Source organism: Neisseria sp. 74A18 (assembly GCF_001308005.1).
In the GTDB taxonomy this organism is placed as follows: Bacteria; Pseudomonadota; Gammaproteobacteria; order Burkholderiales; family Neisseriaceae; genus Neisseria; species Neisseria dumasiana.
The window spans coordinates 1-13178 of sequence record NZ_LGZA01000034.1 but is presented as its reverse complement, the minus strand read 5'-3'; the positions used below and the strand labels follow the sequence as shown (position 1 = coordinate 13178).

The following is a 13178-nucleotide window of genomic DNA, read 5'->3' as shown; positions in this document are numbered from 1 at the left end:
AGTGCAGTCCCATTTTTTCAGACGGCCTTCCCAGATGAAGGCCCGGTATGTAAGCCTTTATAGTCAATCAACTTAGTTTTACTACGGCGTTGCTGCTCCTTGCCGTACTAACTGTACTGTTTGCGGCTTGCCGCCTTGTATCAAGGTTAAGTTGATTGACTGTATCAATACACGGAAAAGTTTAACCTTCACGCAAAATTTTACGGATGGCGGCAAGCTGGCGGCGGCTCACGGCCAAGGGTTTTTCAATATCCAAAACCCGCGCACCCCAAGTGGCGTTTGTGTCGTCTTCCTCGCCGTTATCCAAACGGATCAGGCAATCTAGGGTGTGGCGGAAAACCAAAGCATTGCGGTGGATACGGATGATTTTATCGCCCAGCAATTCTTCCCAATAAACCAGTGTTTTGGGCAACTCGTAGCTTTGACCGTCGCCCGTAAACAGAAATACGGTTTTATGCTCGGCCATCAGATAGCGCACTTGCTGCCACGGAATTTCGACCATTCTGTTGCGGTTGAACACTTTGAAATGGGTAAAATCATCGGCTTTTTCGCGATGTTTTTCATTCAAACGCTCCAAAGCAGCCTGAAGGCGCGACACTTTGATGGGTTTGAGCAGATAATCTGCCGCCGCCAGTTCGAAAGCCCTTAACGCGTGTTCTTCGTAGGCAGTGGTAAAAATCACTTCGGGTTGTTTTTTCGCTACGCGTTTGATGCGCTCGACCAGTTCGAGGCCGGTAATTTCAGGCAGGCCGATGTCGGCAAATACAATATCCGCCTCGTGGATGCTCAGCCAATCCAAAGCGGGTTGTGCATGATGGAAAATTTTCAGCAACACTACATTGCACTCTTCCAGCAATACCCGTAAACGCTCTGCAGCCAACACTTCATCTTCAACAATAATCGCACTCAGCATATTCTGTCAGTCTTATTGGTTTTATCATGTAAATGTTCAAAAATGAACGACCAAGAAATTACCACGAGTGGCAATATTATCAAACTGTTAGGGAGATGAGAAAAATCTGTAATGTATATGTATCGTATCCCCATCGATAGCATATATCAACATTCATTTTAGCTTTGCTATGGTTTTGGCATGGTTTTTAAAATGACAAGAAATTAAAATGATTAATCAAGATATTGTGATTATATTAAAATCTAAATCGAATTCAAACAAACGCCAAGACAAAAGTTCACAAAAATAAATAAAACTTTTAATTATTGTACCATTGTTTACAGTTTTATTTGTGAAACAATGCGCGAAAATGCAGACGGTTCGCGGCGGGTACTTAAATGCAATATGGTGGTAATGCCCGTATTATGGTGCTTTAGAGCATATCCAACCCTGAATCGGGTGTGTGCAAAAAACAGTTATGCCCCTTAAAAATTCTGCTGATTTATCAACAATGGCGGAATGGGATAATGTAAATAATCTGTTGCGAAACTGCAATGAAAATATGGCTGCGGGGCTGATGCGGGTGTGGGCGTGTGGTAAACCGTGCATCTTTTGAGTTGTATTTGATTTATTTAATATAAATATAATGTTAGATGAGACGGAAGTGATTTCGGATTCGAATGATTTGCTGACATGCTGCAGGCAGCGTTAGAAATGGGTCTGGCTTTTGAAAAATCTTGATCCGCAGCTTAAGTTGAAAGAAATGTTCAGACGGCATCTGAAAATGGTTTTTGGATGTTGAACTTGTGTGTATATGATTTATTTTTTATTCGGAATTTATGAAGCATAACAAACACCATAATCAAATCCGTATCATCGGCGGCGTTCACCGCGGGCGGAAACTGCATTTTGCTGATGCCGACGGCTTGCGCCCCACGCCCGACAGTGTGCGCGAGCGTTTGTTTAACTGGCTGGGGCAGGACATGACCGGACAAGCCGTGTTGGATTTGTTTGGCGGCAGCGGGGCGTTGGGTATGGAGGCTGCATCACGCCATGCGCGCAAGGTGGTTGTGGTGGAAAACAACCGCAACACGTTGCTGAATATTCAAAACAATATGCGCGAGTTGGGAATCAGCCGAATGGAAACCGTGCTTTCAGACGGCCTTTCTTATTTGAAACACGGTCATGAGCGTTTTGATACGGTGTTTTTGGATCCGCCGTTTAACTGGCAAAAATGGCCGGAATTGTTTGATTTGCTGGCAGGCCGTCTGAATGAGGGGGCGATGGTTTACATAGAGGCCGGCAGCTTGCCCGAAATACCGGCATGGCTGACGGTTTACCGCGAAGGTAAAGCGGGGATGAGTAAGTTTGTTTTGCTGGCATACGAAGCCGAAAGCGGAGAGGGTGGTTCTGCTTCGTAAGCAGAAGATTGTGCGCGGAAGCCGCATGCTGTTTGTGTTGGAAGGGTTATGGTTGGTGTTCAGACGGCCTCATGGTCAGGCCAATACGACATATCTGCCTTCAAAACGTGCGACTTCGGTGTTTTCGCTAAACAGTATGCAGCTTACGGTAATTTTGCCTTTGCCCCGCTCGGCCAGCATCCGGCTGCAATGTTCCCACGCTTCCGTTCCGGTTTTTTCGCATACTGCGTTTAAATCTCCGCGGGCGGGTTGGGTGTAACGGATATGGCTTTCTTGAATCACGATTTTGCCGCGGTATTCGGGATAGTTCAGGTGCACCAGCGACCAACCGCACAGCGTGGCCAGCATCGAGATACTGCCGCCGAATACGGTTTGATGGTGGTTGCGGTTAAGGGAGATGGGCGCAGACAACACTACCCGTTGCGGCGAGCTTTCGCTTACGTTGAGTGACAAAGCGGCGGATGCGGGGATGTTGCGGTGGAGGAATGATTGCAGTTCGGCGGCGTTCATTGTTGGTTGTATGGGATATGTTCGCCGGGCATTATAACGTTAAGATGCTTGTTGCCTCGTGTTAAAAATGAGGTTAATTGATTATATTGGCCGGAACCGTGTTATTCGCGGGAAAGTCAGGTAAGGAAGTGGCAAGGGTTGGTAATATTTTGGAAGGTAATGATAATCAAGGAAATATAAAGGAACAAAACGCAAATGCTGCCATCTGACAGCTTACCTGCGCATATAAAAAAAGGTGTGCAGGAAGCTCTTAAATATACACAGGAGACAGTATATGAAAAACGTATTCAAATTGATTGCTTTCCCTTTGGCAGCTTTGGCTTTCAGCTCCGTAGCCCATGCGGCAGACCGTGAATGTAGCGGCAACTTGGGCAAAGTTTCGGTAAGTGACAATGTGATCGTGAAAAAAGGGCAGGCGTGCAAACTCGACGGCACTAAAGTCGGCGGTGATGTCAAAATCGAAGAAGGCGGCAAGCTCTCTGCTTCGGGCATTCATATCGACGGCAATATTCAGGCCGACAAAGCTGCCGAAGTCGCTGTTGCGAAAAGCCGTGTAAACGGCAGCATTCAATTGAAAGAAGCTGCGGGCGCGGTATCGGTAAGCGATACGCGTGTGGGCGGCGACATCCAATTGTTTGACAACAAAGCAGGTGTGTCTGTGCAGGCGAATATGGTAGAAGGTAACCTGCAATGTAAAAACAATATGGGCAATGTTACCGGCGGTGCCAACAAAGTGAAGGGAAACAAAGAAGACCAGTGCGCCCGCTTGTAGGCCGAACGCAATATGTAAGCCAAAAGATACCGGCAGCCGCTTATGGCGGTTGAGTATCTGAATGATTGGATTATTTAAGAAAGAAACAGGCAGAACGATACCGACAGTATTCTGCCTGTTTTTATTTTTCGCATGCTCCGGTTATTTACGGATTCGGATATTCATGTTTTAATCCGCACATCGAAACAGGGGTGCTGTGCTTTGATATTCAGGGCGCGGCTGAGAGTTACCCTTTATACCCGAACAAGATAATACTTGCGTGGGGAGTTTTCAGCGTAACCGATTTTTTTCAGACGGCCTCAAACTTTATCGGCAGGCCGTCTGAAAAGCAGATACCGCGCTCCTGTTTCTCTTTTTGCGAACGAGAAAACAGGAGCGTTTTTTATGGTATTGAAAACCACAGGCCGAGAGGCCGCCCAGCTTGACGAGTTGAGCCAAGACATCGGCATCCGCTTCAAATACCCGAATTCCACCAAAGTTTATCTGCAAGGCAGTCGTGCCGACATCCGCGTGCCGCTGCGCGAAATCGCCCAAGACGACACCGTTACCGACAAAGGCCGCGAACCGAACCCGCCGATTCCGGTGTACGACACCAGCGGCGTGTATGGCGATCCTTCCGCCCATATCGACCTCAAACAAGGGCTGCCGCATATCCGCAGCGCGTGGATAGAAGAGCGCGGCGATACCGAACGCTTGGCCGGTTTGTCGAGCGAATACGGCCTTGAACGCGCCCACGATCCGAAAACCGCCCACCTGCGTTTCAACCAAATCACCCGGCCTCTGCGCGCCAAAGCGGGTAAAAACGTGACCCAAATGCACTATGCGCGGCAAGGCATCATCACGCCGGAGATGGAGTTTGTCGCCCTGCGCGAGCGCATGAAAATGGAAGAAATCTGGCGCGACCCGCGTTACGCCAAAATCATCAAGCAGCACGCGGGCGAATCGTTCGGCGCAAACCTGCCCACCCATCCCGACCAAATCACGCCCGAGTTTGTGCGCAGCGAAATCGCCGCCGGCCGCGCGATTATTCCCGCCAACATCAACCACCCCGAGTTGGAACCGATGATTATCGGCCGCAATTTCCGCGTGAAAATCAACGGCAACTTGGGCAATTCCGCCGTTACTTCCTCGCTTACCGAAGAAGTGGAAAAAATGGTGTGGTCGCTGCGCTGGGGTGCCGACACGATTATGGATTTGTCCACCGGCGCGCACATTCACGAAACGCGCGAATGGATTATCCGCAACGCGCCTGTGCCCATCGGTACCGTGCCGATTTATCAGGCTTTGGAAAAAACCGGCGGCATTGCCGAAGATTTAACGTGGGCATTGTTTCGCGACACCTTAATCGAACAGGCCGAGCAAGGCGTGGATTATTTCACCATCCATGCGGGTGTGCTGCTGCGTTATGTGCCGCTGACTGCCGACCGCATCACCGGCATCGTGTCGCGCGGCGGTTCGATTATGGCGAAATGGTGTTTGGCGCATCATCAGGAAAACTTCCTCTACACCCATTTCGACGAAATCTGCGAAATCATGAAGGCTTATGATGTGTCGTTCAGCCTCGGCGACGGCCTGCGCCCCGGCTGCGTGGCCGATTCCAACGATGCCGCGCAGTTCGGCGAATTGCACACGCTGGGCGAACTGACCGCCAAAGCATGGAAGCACGACGTGCAAGTGATGATTGAAGGCCCAGGCCATGTGCCGCTGCAACGCGTGAAACAAAACATGACCGAAGAGCTGCAACACTGCTTTGAAGCGCCATTCTACACGCTCGGCCCGTTGGTAACCGATATCGCCCCCGGCTACGACCACATCACTTCCGGCATCGGCGCGGCCAATATCGGCTGGTACGGCACGGCCATGTTGTGTTATGTCACCCCGAAAGAACATTTGGGCCTGCCCGACAAAGAAGACGTGCGCACCGGCATCATTACCTACAAACTGGCTGCCCACGCCGCCGACTTGGCCAAAGGCTGGCCGGGCGCACAGTTGCGCGACAACGCCTTATCGAAAGCCCGCTTTGAATTCCGCTGGCGCGACCAGTTCCGCCTCGGCCTCGACCCCGAACGCGCCGAAAGCTATCACGACCAAACCCTGCCGGCCGAAGGCGCGAAAATCGCCCACTTCTGCTCGATGTGCGGCCCCAAATTCTGCTCGATGAAAATCACGCAGGAAGTGCGCGACTACGCCGCGGCGCAAAAAGGCATGGAAGAAAAAGCGGTTGAGTTTATGAAGAAAGGTGCTGAGATTTACAGTTGATGCGCTTTGAGGCCGTCTGAAAACGCAGATGTTTTTTCAGACGGCCTTTTATGTATGGTTTCACAGATCTTATCATTTCGGCTTGAGAAACCGTCTGAAAAACCATGCCGATGTAAGTGAATGAAATAAATAATAAAAACCGCCTGCCGTGAGTGGGCGGCCGGAAAGGAATCCATGATGAAAACCTACCAAGCGGCGGTGCTGGGCGGCGGGTTGCTGGGGCGGCTGACTGCGTGGCGGTTGGCCGAATCGGGCGTGCGCACCGTGCTTTATGATGCCGCCTCGCCGCAAGGGGAGGGCAGTGCGGCGTATGTGGCGGCGGCCATGCTTGCGCCTGCGGCCGAATCGATAGAAGCCGAGCCTTCGGTAACGGCTTTGGGGCGGCAAAGTTTAGCGTTGTGGCGCGATTACGTCGGAAGATGGTCGAGCAAGGTGTTTTTCCAGCAAAACGGCAGTTTGATTGTGTGGCACCCGCAAGATGCTGCATTGAGTACGCGTTTTTTGCAGCACCTTCAGCTGGCACACGGCGGCACGCAACCTGCGCAGCGGTGGCAGCCGGAGGATATTGCTCGTGCCGAACCGCAGTTGGCCGGGCGCTTCCGGCAGGCTTTGTTTCTCGATGGCGAAGGGCAGCTTGATAACCGCCAAGTGTTGGCGGCATTGGCTGAAGCGTTGGTACAGGCCGGAGCGGTGTGCCATTGGAACACGCCCGCCGAACCGCACACCCTGCATGATGAAGCGGAATGGGTCATCGATTGCCGCGGCGTCGGTGCCAAGCAGGCTTGGAACGGCGTAGACGGCAGCCGTTTGCGCGGCGTGCGCGGCGAAGTGGCGCGGGTTTATGCACCCGAAGTCAGCCTCAACCGCCCTGTGCGCCTGCTGCACCCGCGTTATCCGCTGTATGTGTGCCCGAAAGAAAACGGCCTGTTTGTGGTCGGCGCCACCCAAATCGACAGCGAAGACGCCAGCCCGATGTCGGTACGCAGCAGCTTGGAATTGTTTTCTGCGCTGTATGCGGTTCATCCCGCTTTCGGCGAAGCGCGGATACTCGAAAACGCCGTCGGTTTGCGCCCGACCCTTCCGCACGGCAGGCCGGAAATCCGCTGCGATGCAGGCAAACGCCTGCTGGAAGCGAACGGTTTGTTTCGGCACGGTTTTATGATTTCCCCCGCCGTAGCCGAATCGGTGGTTGAGTACGTTAAGGCTTTGCTGGGCGGCTCACACTTGCCGCAAAACAGCCGTGTGCCGCTTATCCACGCTGAAACAGCCGCTTCGGAACATCAAAACAAAGCATCTGATCAGAAAGTCTTTACCCATGCCGAACATTAAAATCAACGGAGCAAACCACAGTTTCGAAGGCCGCACCGTGGCCGATTGGCTCGCGCAGCACCCGCCGCAGCCGCCTTTTGCCGTTTCCGTCAACAAAACTTTCGTGCCGAAACAGCGTTACGGCGAAACCGAGCTGTGCAACGGCGATGAATTGGACATCGTGCGCCCCGTGGTGGGCGGCTGAACCGTCACCGAGACCGTTGCCCCCATCTGCGGCACATTTTTGCGTTATGCGCTGCCTGCTCGTTTGCCTATCTATATTCAGGCCGTCTGAAAACAACAGCGCGGCCATCTCTTAAGTATTTGAGGAACATCCATGCTCACGCTTTACGGACATTCTTTCCTTTCCCGCCTGCTGTTGGGTACGGCGGCTTATCCTTCTTTAGATATCATGCGTCAGGCCGTGGCGGCTGCCGAGCCGGCCATGATTACCGTTGCCCTGCGCCGCCATAATCCCGCTTCCGACAGCGGCGGCGAATTGTGGGCGCTGCTGCAAGAAGCCGGTATTCCGCTGCTGCCGAACACGGCCGGCTGTTTGAGCGTGCAGGAAGCCGTAACTACCGCACAAATGGCGCGCGAACTCTTTGATACCGATTGGATCAAACTCGAATTGATCGGCCACGACGACACCTTGCAGCCCGATGTATTTCAGTTGGTGGAAGCGGCAGACATCCTTATCCGCGACGGTTTTAAAGTGCTGCCGTACTGCACCGAAGATTTGATTGCCTGCCGCCGTTTGCTCGACGCGGGCTGCCAAGCGTTGATGCCGTGGGCGGCGCCAATCGGCACGGGCTTGGGTGCGGTTAACGGCTATGCCTTGCGCCTGCTGCGCGACCGGCTGCCCGACATACCGCTGATTATCGACGCCGGTTTGGGCTTGCCTTCGCATGCGGCGCAGGTGATGGAGTGGGGATTCGACGGCGTGTTGCTGAACAGCGCGGTTTCGCGCAGCGGCAATCCCGTTCAGATGGCCAAAGCATTCGCACAGGCCACCGAAGCAGGCCGCAACGCCTATGAAGCCGTGCCGATGCCGCCTTCGGAGCATACCCGCGCCAGCACGCCCACGGTCGGCCAGCCCTTTTGGCACAGCGACAACTATAACCAACCAACTTAACTTTTACTGCGGCGTGCTGCCTAGTGTTAAAGATGAATTTGACTATGCCGTTGCCGCCCAAAACCTTTACAATGCCTTCATCTCATTACACAGCGTTTCAGACGGCCTATGACTGTGCAACCCATTACGCTTATCTGGTTCCGCCGCGACCTGCGTCTGTTTGACAATACCGCCCTGCAAACCGCCGTCCGCCGCGGTCTGCTTGTTGTCGGCGTATATGTTTTCGACAACCGCACCGATACCCCCGAGCAGCGCAACCACCGCCGCCTGAGTTTTCTATACGACAGCGTGGCTGCTTTTCAGACGGCCTTACAAGCCAAAAACGTGCCGCTTTATGTGCTGCACGGGCAGGCGGAAATCGAGATTCCCAAGCTGGCTCAAGAGCTTCATGCCGCTGCCGTCGTTTGTGCCGATGAAGACGAACCGCAGGCTTCCGCTCGCGACAACCGCATTTGGCATGCACTTGATTCGGCAGGGCGGGAAATGGTGCGGGTAGACGACCAAGTCGTGCTGCCCAAAGCCAGTGTGATGACGCACAACGGCAGGCCGTACACTGTTTTCACCCCCTATAAAAACGCTTGGCTGCAAACCTATTCCCGCCTGTTCGCGCAATGGCAGCCGGCAGACGACTGGCCCGCATTGGCGGCATTGCAGGCCGATCTACCCGACACCCTGCGCCGCCCCCCCGTTTTACCGTCTCCCGAAACGCTTGGCTTTATCCATCAGCCGACGATGTTTGCCGGCGGAGAAGAGGCTGCACAAAAACAGCTCGGCCGTTTCCTCGAACATATCAACACTTATCATCTCGCCCGCGATTTTCCCGCACAAAAAGGCACGAGCCGGCTGTCTCCGTATCTCAGCCACGGCATGCTGTCGCCGCGCCATTTGGTTTTCTTGGCCAAACAGGCCGATAACGAAGGTGCAGGCGTTTGGCTGAGCGAGCTGATATGGCGCGAATTTTTCAAGCAGGTGCTGTTCCATCATCCCCATGCGGCAGAAGAAAGTTTCCGGCAGGAATACCGTTCTATCGTTTGGGAGAACAACCAAGAATGGTTCGAACGGTGGAAAACAGGGCAAACCGGCTACCCCATTGTCGATGCCGCCATGCGCCAGCTTAAAAGCAGCGGCTGGATGCACAACCGATTGCGCATGATTACCGCCAGTTTTTTGGTTAAAGATTTATTGATCGACTGGCGGTGGGGGGAAGCATGGTTCGCCGAGCAACTCATCGACTACGACTTGGCTGCGAATAACGGCGGCTGGCAGTGGTCTGCCGGCACAGGCTGCGATGCCCAGCCGTATTTCCGAATTTTCAACCCGATCTTGCAATCACAGAAATTCGATCCCGACGGGCAGTTTATCCGCCGTTATGTGCCGGAGCTGGCACATTTGGGCAAAGACGTCGTTCATGCGCCGTGGTTGGCGCGCGAAAGCATAGATACGCACGGCTACCCCGAACCCATGGTCAATCACGCCGAACAGCGTGAAAAAGCGTTGGCGTTGTTTAAGCGCGAAAATCAACCGTAACTGCCGGTAAAAGCACATCAGGCCGTCTGAAACAATCATTTCAGACGGCCTGATGTTTATGATTGGCTGCTTTTTTAGGTTTAAGTGGATTAACTATATTATGTGCGGCCGTTTCACATAAGCCCATAAGTGCCGGCTTAAAGTTTAGGTAAAATGATTGCTTTCCGCGTAATTGAGATAGAGAGAAGAAAGGATAAGGTATGGCTGCCCACTACCTGCTCACACCCCGCCCTTATCGAACACTGTCGGCACTTACCGCACTTGTCGGCACCTTATTGTTGTGGCGTTATGCTGCTTCTGCACAAAGTATCGCCGCTTTTGCCGCAGTGTTGCTGCTGTTTGCCGGTGCGTTGATTGCCATTGCCGCCGTAATATTAGCCCTTCGGCAGCGAGAGAGCGGTACAGCCATCCAATGCCTGTTATTGATGTTGTGGCAAGTCGGTTTTCCGCTGGTGTGGATGGCTAAAGTAGGGCAGCAGGCCGTCTGAAAATGCGGTTGAAAAATCGGCACTTCCAACAATGTTGCATTTAAGAGTGAAAAAATATCCCATAAAGTGCAAAAGATTGTTATAGAATTGAGTCTCTACACTAGATGGTTGGCGGCCCGCTGTTTGGCGGCCGCAGTAAAAATACCACCCGAACGGCTGTTTCAGACGGCCTTTTTTCCGATTTCTACCAACAATATATCCTATTAAGATTATGAAATACTCACTTCACCGCTTTTCTTTGGCAATCTGCGCAGCACTGGCTGCTTATGGCGCACAAGCTTCCGGTTATCATTTCGGTACACAGTCGGTATCTGCACAAAGCACCGCAAACGCTTCGGCAGCCGAAGCCGCCGATGCTTCCACCCTGTTTTACAACCCCGCAGGTTTGACGAAACTCGACAGCCATGAAATTTCAGCATCGTTGAACGTGGTTGCACCAAACGTCAAATACAGCGAAGGCCAAGCCGTTTATAACAAAGGCACAAAAGTAGCCGCAGGCAGCACCGGCGGAAAAATCACGCCCGATGTCGTTATCGCACCGCATGTATACGGTGCTTATAAAATTAACGACAACCTTACGGCAGGCTTGGGCGTTTATGTGCCTTTCGGTTCTGAAACCGAATACGACAAAAATTCCGTTTTGCGTTACAACTTGAATAAAACCGAATTGACCAGCATCGCCGTCGAGCCGGTTTTAGCCGTGAAAGTGAACGATCAGCATTCGGTCGCCGTAGGTGCTGTTGCCCAATACAGCACCGCCGGATTGCGTAAATATGCCGACTGGGCCGCTTCCAGCCGCCCCAGAGTTGATACAGAAGGTGCGGGTATCCTAGACGGCTATGCCGAAGTGAAAGGTAAAGATTGGGGAGTGGGCTACCATCTTGCGTGGCTGTGGGATATCAATGACCGCGCCCGTGTCGGCGTAAATTATCGTTCGCATGTCAAGCACAACCTGAAAGGTGTGGCAGATTGGACGCCTTCCGGAGGGTTGGCCAAAGCGGCATACACCACCAACATCGGAAAAACCATTCAAAACGGCGGCATCGGCTTCGTGCCGCATGAAAAAGCCAGCTTGAAAGTAACCACCCCCGAATCACTTTCCGTGCACGGCATGTACCAAGCCTCGCCCCGTTGGGATATATTCGGCGACGTAACTTGGACGCGCCATTCCCGCTTTAACCGCGCCGAGCTTAAATTTGAAAATAAAAAAGTTACGGCCAGCGGCAAACAATCAAATGAAACCGTTATCACGCCGAATTGGCGCAACACCTATAAAGTGGCTCTCGGAGCGGCTTATAAAGTCAGCGACCCCTTACAGTTGCGTTTCGGTATGGCTTACGACCAATCTCCCGTCCGCAAAGACGAAGAACGCTTGGTAACTATGCCCGACAACAACAGGATTTGGTATTCGGTCGGTATGAAATACGATTTGGGCAAACAGCATACCATCAATGCCGCTTATAGCTATGTGCACATCCAAAAAGCCCGGGCCGTTACTCAGGCTAAACAGTCGAATGCAGAAATTACCACAGTCGACAGTAATGTTTCTTCGTCTGCACGTTATAAAAGCCACGGCAATATTTTAGGATTGCAATACACCTACAAATTCTAATCAGGCTAATATCCGATAGCGTAAAAAGTATGCCTTTATAATGCAATAAGGCCGTCTGAAAACAATTCAGACGGCCTTATTGCATCAGTTTTTACATCTCAGTAAGTGCATGGCTGTAAAAAAGTTTATGCTATAATCCGCCTTCGGTTTTGAAATAACTATTTATAAAGGAAAAGAAAATGTCGCTCTTTATTACAGACGAGTGCATTAATTGTGACGTTTGCGAGCCGGAGTGCCCCAACGATGCCATTTCGCAAGGCGACGAGATTTACGAAATCAATCCCAGCCTGTGCACCCAATGCGTAGGCCATTATGACGAACCGCAGTGCCAGCAAGTATGTCCGGTAGACTGTATATTGATTGATGAAGAAAATCCCGAAACGCAAGAAGAATTGCAGGCAAAATACGAACGCATTATTGCAGAAAAATAGTCGGCGCACAAAAATCAGCCAAAAATCGACAAAATAAAACGATTTAAAATTAATACGCTAACCATGCTATTTAAAAAAAACAAAAAACACTCTTGACGAAAAAAAAATAACTGTCTAATATTGCGTTTCTCTTTAGGAGGGATTCCCGAGCGGTCAAAGGGGGCAGACTGTAAATCTGTTGCGAAAGCTTCGAAGGTTCGAATCCTTCTCCCTCCACCAAAAATCCAATCAAAATTGGAGCAGAGAAAAATATGTAAGTAAGCGGGTGTAGCTCAATGGTAGAGCAGAAGCCTTCCAAGCTTACGGTGAGGGTTCGATTCCCTTCACCCGCTCCAAAATAATTCAGCCCATGTAGCTCAGGGGTAGAGCACTCCCTTGGTAAGGGAGAGGTCGGCAGTTCAATTCTGCCCATGGGCACCATCACTAAATTTACCCAAACTTAAAGCTTAGGAATAGGAAATTGCCATGGCTAAAGAGAAATTCGAGCGGAGCAAACCGCACGTAAACGTTGGCACCATCGGTCACGTTGACCATGGTAAAACCACTTTGACTGCTGCATTGACCACCATTTTGGCCGAAAAATTTGGCGGTCAGGCTAAAGGCTACGATCAAATCGACAATGCCCCGGAAGAAAAAGCCCGCGGTATTACCATTAATACTTCCCACGTTGAATACGAAACCGAAACCCGCCACTATGCACACGTAGACTGCCCGGGTCACGCCGACTACGTTAAAAACATGATTACCGGTGCCGCTCAAATGGACGGTGCCATCTTGGTATGTTCCGCTGCTGACGGTCCTATGCCCCAAACCCGTGAGCACA

Annotated in this window: 13 protein-coding genes, 3 tRNA genes and 1 riboswitch; of the genes, 14 read left to right on the top strand and 2 right to left on the bottom strand. The window is 51.8% G+C overall.

The window, feature by feature from the left end:
* Positions 1–181: 181 nt before the first annotated feature.
* Positions 182–913, bottom strand: coding sequence for a LytTR family DNA-binding domain-containing protein (locus AKG43_RS09995; RefSeq protein WP_054600418.1), 732 nt, complete (start codon positions 911–913; stop codon positions 182–184).
* A gap of 818 nt (positions 914–1731) precedes the next feature.
* Here AKG43_RS09995 and rsmD point away from each other — a divergent pair.
* Positions 1732–2313, top strand: coding sequence for a 16S rRNA (guanine(966)-N(2))-methyltransferase RsmD (gene rsmD / locus AKG43_RS09990; protein ID WP_054600417.1), 582 nt, complete (start codon positions 1732–1734; stop codon positions 2311–2313).
* A gap of 75 nt (positions 2314–2388) precedes the next feature.
* Here rsmD and AKG43_RS09985 read toward each other — a convergent pair whose 3' ends face one another.
* On the bottom strand, positions 2389–2823 hold the full coding sequence (locus AKG43_RS09985) for a YiiD C-terminal domain-containing protein (RefSeq protein WP_054600416.1): 435 nt from the start codon (positions 2821–2823) through the stop codon (positions 2389–2391).
* Between the two features lie 274 nt (positions 2824–3097).
* Between AKG43_RS09985 and AKG43_RS09980 the strand changes: the two genes are divergently transcribed.
* The 13 genes from AKG43_RS09980 to AKG43_RS09920 form a co-directional block, all read left to right on the top strand.
* On the top strand, positions 3098–3595 hold the full coding sequence (locus AKG43_RS09980; RefSeq protein ID WP_054600415.1) for a hypothetical protein: 498 nt from the start codon (positions 3098–3100) through the stop codon (positions 3593–3595).
* Between the two features lie 177 nt (positions 3596–3772).
* Positions 3773–3878, top strand: a riboswitch (TPP riboswitch).
* 101 nt (positions 3879–3979) lie between these two features.
* Positions 3980–5854 carry a phosphomethylpyrimidine synthase ThiC gene (gene thiC / locus AKG43_RS09975; RefSeq protein WP_054600414.1) on the top strand — a complete coding sequence of 625 codons (1875 nt, stop codon included), beginning with the start codon at positions 3980–3982 and terminating at the stop codon, positions 5852–5854.
* Positions 5855–6028: 174 nt separating this feature from the next.
* A complete protein-coding gene (locus AKG43_RS09970) occupies positions 6029–7183 on the top strand; it encodes an FAD-dependent oxidoreductase (protein ID WP_231718153.1) in 1155 nt (384 codons plus the stop codon).
* Positions 7170–7367, top strand: coding sequence for a sulfur carrier protein ThiS (gene thiS / locus AKG43_RS09965; protein WP_054600413.1), 198 nt, complete (start codon positions 7170–7172; stop codon positions 7365–7367). Before AKG43_RS09970 ends, thiS begins: the two co-directional genes overlap by 14 nt.
* 132 nt (positions 7368–7499) lie before the next feature.
* Positions 7500–8297, top strand: coding sequence for a thiazole synthase (locus tag AKG43_RS09960; protein ID WP_054600412.1), 798 nt, complete (start codon positions 7500–7502; stop codon positions 8295–8297).
* 108 nt (positions 8298–8405) lie between these two features.
* Positions 8406–9824, top strand: coding sequence for a deoxyribodipyrimidine photo-lyase (locus tag AKG43_RS09955; protein WP_054600411.1), 1419 nt, complete (start codon positions 8406–8408; stop codon positions 9822–9824).
* A gap of 200 nt (positions 9825–10024) precedes the next feature.
* Positions 10025–10312: a hypothetical protein gene (locus AKG43_RS09950; protein ID WP_054600410.1), complete on the top strand. Its 288-nt coding sequence runs from the start codon at positions 10025–10027 to the stop codon at positions 10310–10312.
* Between the two features lie 208 nt (positions 10313–10520).
* Complete coding sequence (locus AKG43_RS09945) at positions 10521–11924, top strand: OmpP1/FadL family transporter (protein WP_369799575.1); 1404 nt, start codon at positions 10521–10523, stop codon at positions 11922–11924.
* A 179-nt stretch (positions 11925–12103) separates the two neighbouring features.
* Positions 12104–12355 carry a YfhL family 4Fe-4S dicluster ferredoxin gene (locus AKG43_RS09940; RefSeq protein ID WP_054600408.1) on the top strand — a complete coding sequence of 84 codons (252 nt, stop codon included), beginning with the start codon at positions 12104–12106 and terminating at the stop codon, positions 12353–12355.
* A 135-nt stretch (positions 12356–12490) separates the two neighbouring features.
* Positions 12491–12574 (top strand) — tRNA-Tyr (locus AKG43_RS09935).
* A gap of 42 nt (positions 12575–12616) precedes the next feature.
* Positions 12617–12690 (top strand) — tRNA-Gly (locus AKG43_RS09930).
* A gap of 10 nt (positions 12691–12700) precedes the next feature.
* Positions 12701–12775: transfer RNA gene (locus tag AKG43_RS09925), tRNA-Thr, on the top strand.
* Between the two features lie 45 nt (positions 12776–12820).
* The coding region (locus AKG43_RS09920) for a GTP-binding protein (protein WP_197273141.1) at positions 12821–13178 on the top strand (358 nt) is incomplete at its 3' end.

Excerpts from the sequence above, each read along its gene's own strand:
- AKG43_RS09995 (WP_054600418.1), bottom strand. The coding sequence starts at position 913 with ATGCTGAGTGCGATTATTGTTGAAGATGAAGTGTTGGCTGCAGAGCGT.
- rsmD (WP_054600417.1), top strand. The coding sequence starts at position 1,732 with ATGAAGCATAACAAACACCATAATCAAATCCGTATCATCGGCGGCGTT.
- AKG43_RS09985 (WP_054600416.1), bottom strand. The coding sequence starts at position 2,823 with ATGAACGCCGCCGAACTGCAATCATTCCTCCACCGCAACATCCCCGCA.
- AKG43_RS09980 (WP_054600415.1), top strand. The coding sequence starts at position 3,098 with ATGAAAAACGTATTCAAATTGATTGCTTTCCCTTTGGCAGCTTTGGCT.
- thiC (WP_054600414.1), top strand. The coding sequence starts at position 3,980 with ATGGTATTGAAAACCACAGGCCGAGAGGCCGCCCAGCTTGACGAGTTG.
- AKG43_RS09970 (WP_231718153.1), top strand. The coding sequence starts at position 6,029 with ATGATGAAAACCTACCAAGCGGCGGTGCTGGGCGGCGGGTTGCTGGGG.
- thiS (WP_054600413.1), top strand. The coding sequence starts at position 7,170 with ATGCCGAACATTAAAATCAACGGAGCAAACCACAGTTTCGAAGGCCGC.
- AKG43_RS09960 (WP_054600412.1), top strand. The coding sequence starts at position 7,500 with ATGCTCACGCTTTACGGACATTCTTTCCTTTCCCGCCTGCTGTTGGGT.
- AKG43_RS09955 (WP_054600411.1), top strand. The coding sequence starts at position 8,406 with ATGACTGTGCAACCCATTACGCTTATCTGGTTCCGCCGCGACCTGCGT.
- AKG43_RS09950 (WP_054600410.1), top strand. The coding sequence starts at position 10,025 with ATGGCTGCCCACTACCTGCTCACACCCCGCCCTTATCGAACACTGTCG.
- AKG43_RS09940 (WP_054600408.1), top strand. The coding sequence starts at position 12,104 with ATGTCGCTCTTTATTACAGACGAGTGCATTAATTGTGACGTTTGCGAG.